This is a genomic window from Bacteroidia bacterium (assembly GCA_025056095.1).
GTDB lineage: Bacteria > Bacteroidota > Bacteroidia > JANWVE01 > JANWVE01 > JANWVE01.
Map to the genome: position 1 here is coordinate 1 of JANWVW010000207.1, position 5,032 is coordinate 5,032.

The following is a 5,032-nucleotide window of genomic DNA, read 5'->3' on the forward strand; positions in this document are numbered from 1 at the left end:
TCCCAAATCTCTACGGCCGGAAGTGTTTGATTAGTAAAAAAGCAATGATAGCGGTAGTTAGCATAAAATGAGCTATCATCAAATAGTTTTAGCACCTTGCCGCCGGCTTTGGGACGCACACCGACATCTTGTTTTACTACTACCATACGACGCTCTCTGCTCCAACCCTTTGCTCTGTAGGTCATCTCTGCAATCCAAATCCCTTTATCCAGTGCTATCCACTGCTTGTATTCTTTTACCTTCCATTGTAACAATCCATGCATCCTTCCGGCAATCACGTACGGAATGGGTCGCTGCTGAGACTCTAAAAACGAAAAAATTTTCTCGCTGCAAAAACCCGCATCCGCCCGAAATAACCCAACCGTTTTCCCTTTTAATATCCGGAAAGTCTCTTCCAAAAATGCAATGCAATGGTTAGCGCTGCTCGCATCTCCGCTCCGCAACCAACAATTGGCTACCATCCGCAAGTCACTGATAAAAGCAAATAAGGGATGATGCGAAGCTCGACCTCTCTTTTTCGGATTATATCCCACGCGACTGCCTTCCTGCTCTCCATAGCGCGTCATCACACTGGAATCTACGTCCAATACATAATTATCAAAATGAAGCTGACTGAAAAACCACTGATTCAAGGCAGTAAATATCCGAGTGTTTTCCTTTAAGGTAAACTTGCGAAAAAATCGAGTAAATGTAACGGCACTGGCCACGCGCTTCCATCCAAAAATCTTCCGGAGGGTTTCATCCACCCGTACCACGGCCGTATGACTGAAACGAAAAGCACCCATCCACACTTTTGGGGATACTACCAAATCTGGGTTAAAAAAATTTAGAAAAAGATACTATAAGTTTTTGAAAACTTCATTAAATTGCCTAAATGAGTCGACACCATTCCCATTTTACGTAGAATTTTGTTGTGGCTTTGAGTATTTTTAAAAATGCATTTTGGGATTTCTTGGGAAAGATATTGAATTATTTCTCAACCTTTATTGTCAGCGTTATCCTTGCAAGATTGCTTACTCCCTCTGAATTTGGAGTTTATAGCTTGGTAATTAACATCTATTCAATTGTTTGCCCATGTATTGATCTAGGTTTTCGCACTGCAATAATACAGCATGAGGAGGTTAACCCGATACAACTATCGACTATATTTAATTTTCATCTTTTTCTATCTATTTTGTTTGCTTTTATGTTGTGGATTGTTGGCATTGTACTTCAGTATTTCTATCAATCACCAAATCTCTCATTATACTTTATCGGAATATCGGTGGCACTGGTGTTTTACTCTTTAACTATAGTACCAAGTGCGATTCTTCACAGAAATTTAGAATTAAAAAAGATTGCAATAGTAAATCTATTTTCCACGATAATATCAGGTTTATCAGCCGTTATATGTGCCATTAATAATTTAAAAGTTTGGTCTTTGATTTTTCAAACAATCTCAATGAATATCTCACTTGTTGTGGGGTATGTAATACTTTCAAAATGGAGGTTTCAAAAATTCGTAAATTTTCGATCTGTGAGAAAATTGTGGGAATATGGTTCTAATCTTTTTTATTCGGGTATGCTTGAAACGGTTTTTACAAAAATAGATAGTTTTATTATAGGGAAAATATTTCCCATAGAGATTTTAGGGTTCTTTTATCGAGCACAGAGTCTTGATTACTTTATACGTAACATCTCTTCAGGGACGCTCACCAATGTTGCTTTACCCATAATTTCTCGAAGCTGTTCCGAAAAGCGCACTGAAATTTTTTTTAATTATTTTAATTTTTCAATTTTTATCTCTTTTTATATCTCTGGTCTCTTGTTTATTGTCAGTCATGATGTGATTAAAATCCTGTTCGGCGAGGAATGGGATATCTCAGCTCGGTTTTTTCAGTTGATGACCATAGGCAGTTTCGTGTATCCATTAAGCGCATTGATGGTGACATCAATCGCTGGGGTGGGACATTCAAAACGTTATTTTAAACTCGAAATTATAAAAAAAGTTTTGATGCTAATAACCTATCCTGCATTATTTTTGGGTGGTGTAGAAACGTATTTGTATTCTATTCTAGTGTTTTACTTAATTGCATTGCTAATCAACGCATACTATGTTTCCAGAAGTCTATCAGTATCCTTTCCGATAATCATAAAGTTAATTTTTTTGTTCATTATGATTACTTGCTTCGTTGTTTTCATAACGTATTGTGCTATGCAATCGATTCACAACAAATATTTACATTTTACACTTTCTTTTTTGATTTATACTTTACTTTATTTTTTTACATGTTCTATTCTAAAAGTTGAGGCTTTTTACCTGGTTTTAAATAAAATTATGGTCTTGTATGATATTTGTTACAAAAACCTTTTTACCCGATTTAGATGAGTATATAAGCGTTCTACGCAAGATTTGGGATACGTCTCAAGTCACAAATAGAGGCCCTCTGGTTTTAAAATTGGAAGAAAAATTAAAAGAATATCTTCAGGTCAATAAAATTCTTTTGGTTTCAAACGGCACTATAGCGTTGCAAATAGCCATAAAAGCTTTAGAACTAAAAGGAGAAATTATAACTACACCTTTTTCATACGTTGCAACAACCAGTAGTATCGTGTGGGAAAATTGTAAACCGGTTTTTGTGGATATTCATCCCGAATGCCTTACTATTGATGAAGAAAAAATTGAAGCTGCGATAACAAAAAACACAACCGCTATTTTAGCAACACATGTTTATGGTAATCCATGTAACGTAGAAGCTATAAAAAACATTGCTGAAAGTTACAATTTAAAAGTAATTTACGATGCAGCCCATTGTTTTGGAGTAAAATACAAAAATAAATCAATATTAGAGTATGGCGATGTTTCCACGTTGAGTCTGCATGCAACTAAACTCTTTCATACCGGTGAGGGCGGAGCTATTATTTGCCATTCAGAAGAATTGTTTCACAAAATATATTATCATCACAATTTTGGACATAATGGTGAAGAAGAATTCTGGGGTTTGGGGATTAATGGAAAGATGTCTGAACTCAATGTCGCTTTAGGTTTATCTGTATTACCTTATATGACCGAGATGATCAATATGAGAAGAAAAGCTGTTGATCTTTATAAAGAATTATTGTCAAATAATGAATCAATCAGGTTTCTCAAAATTAGAGACGAGACAGAATGGAATTATTCATATTTCCCCATTATTCTTTCTTCAGAAGATCAACTTTTGCATATAAGAGAAATTCTTAGAAAAAATAATATTTTCCCAAGAAGATATTTTTACCCTTCATTAAATAAATTACCTTATTTGACATATCAAAAAATGCCTCATGCAGAAGATATAAGTCGTCGAATTTTATGTCTGCCGCTATATCACGATGTACAAAATGAAGTTGAACGGATTAGTGATTTAATTTTAAAAAATTTATCTTCGTAATGTTGGCTTTTATAATACTAGTATATATTCCCTATGCACAATCATTTGTCTTAGAAGCGATTGACAAACAGAAGGGGAATTTAACAGACTTCTCTTTGGTTCTCAAGTTTTTAATATTTGTTTTTTTCCATTAAAATTAATCTGTTTAAATCATATTTAAAACAATAAAATAAAATGAAAACTTATGGAAAAATTTCTGTGGTTTCTGATAATTTCGAATTGCTTCAATTTTTTATAGACTGTAAAGAGGAATATTCGAACTACGATTGTGATTTTTTTTGTACGTTTCAACAAAATCTACCGGAAAATTTAATTGAATTAGGTGTAAAACCTGTTGATGTAAATGAGTCGTTAGAAAAGTTTTTAAGATACGAAGTGATTTTTTCAATACACTGTAAGCAAATATTCCCTAAAAAATTAGTTGATGAAGTAAGATGCTATAACCTTCATCCGGGATATAATCCGTACAACAGAGGCTACTATCCTCATGTTTTTAGTATCTTAAACAAACTGCCGGCAGGTGTTACACTACACCGTATGGATGATAAAATTGATCACGGATATATTATAGATAGAGAAGAAGTAAAAGTTGAAGCATGGGATACTTCATTTTCTTTATATAGAAAGGTGATAGAAAAAGAGAAAATTGTTTTAAAAAGAAACATAAAAAAAATATTAGAATACAATTATAAGCCAATTTACGCTCCGGATGGTAATTATAACAGTTTAAAAGATTATCAAAAATTACTAAAATTAAATTTAAATGAAAAACTTACAATTAAACAAACAATTGATTTACTTAGAGCAGTAACGCACCCGCCATATAAAAATGCTTACTTTATAGATGAACATACGGGAAAAAAAATATTTGTTGAAATTAAATTAAATCTTGATGAAAAAGAATGAGTGTAAAATAAATTAATTTTTTGAATTAGGCATTTAAGCGATAATCATTTTATATGTTCTCGGCGGGTGTGCGATCATTCTTCTCATCAGGTTCTCGAAGATGCCCTCTTTCATCAAGTGCCTGTTGTAGCGGTAACAGTACTCGTCCAGGTAGTGTTGAACAAGCTCGGCGTGGCCGTGTATTCCCCTGAGCCATCCTTTCAGACCCATGATCACCCTGTGTATTGTCTCGAAATTCCTTGCTTTCCTCTCCGATTTCTCGGTCTTCAGGTTGGAGATTTCCCTCGACAGGCTCCGGTAGGTAGAGAAAGCATCCGTTCTTATGTCGGCTTTCTCCGATATCCTTTCTCTGATAAAGACCCTCACATAGGCCTTGTCTGCCTTCTTGATATGACGTGCGTAGATGCGCTTGACTCCTTCCTTGCTCTTTTCTATGGGGCCATCACTACCAGCTTCTTTTTCCTGTTCTTCCTGCCCCTTGTACCTTCTTCCTGACCGCCTATGACAAATTCATCCACTTCCACCTGGCCTTCCAGAGGATGCTTGCCGGTGCTGGCCATCGCTTGCATGACTTTCTGTTTGAACAGCCAGCAAGTTTTCTGACGAAGCTGCAGTTTGCGGCTCAGCTCGGTAGAAGATATGCCTTTCTTACTGGTCGAAACGTAATAAACAATCCAGAACGCCTTCAACAGCGAGAACTTGACTTTGTGGAACAAAGT

At 35.3% G+C, this 5,032-nt stretch carries 3 protein-coding genes and 1 pseudogene; 2 read left to right on the forward strand and 2 right to left on the reverse strand.

The annotated features are described in order from the left end of the window. Nucleotides 1–755: transposase (locus NZ519_11965; protein ID MCS7029471.1), on the reverse strand; the 755-nt coding region annotated here is incomplete at its 3' end. A 1,572-nt stretch (nucleotides 756–2,327) separates the two neighbouring features. On the opposite strand from NZ519_11965, the gene NZ519_11970 reads away from it, so the two are divergent. Continuing rightward, on the forward strand, nucleotides 2,328–3,407 hold the full coding sequence (locus tag NZ519_11970) for a DegT/DnrJ/EryC1/StrS family aminotransferase (protein ID MCS7029472.1): 1,080 nt from the start codon (nucleotides 2,328–2,330) through the stop codon (nucleotides 3,405–3,407). A 174-nt stretch (nucleotides 3,408–3,581) separates the two neighbouring features. Beyond that, nucleotides 3,582–4,313, forward strand: a complete 732-nt coding sequence (locus tag NZ519_11975) for a dTDP-4-amino-4,6-dideoxyglucose formyltransferase (GenBank protein ID MCS7029473.1) — start codon at nucleotides 3,582–3,584, stop codon at nucleotides 4,311–4,313. Between the two features lie 33 nt (nucleotides 4,314–4,346). Here NZ519_11975 and NZ519_11980 read toward each other — a convergent pair. Then, nucleotides 4,347–5,032: pseudogene (locus tag NZ519_11980) on the reverse strand (IS1595 family transposase).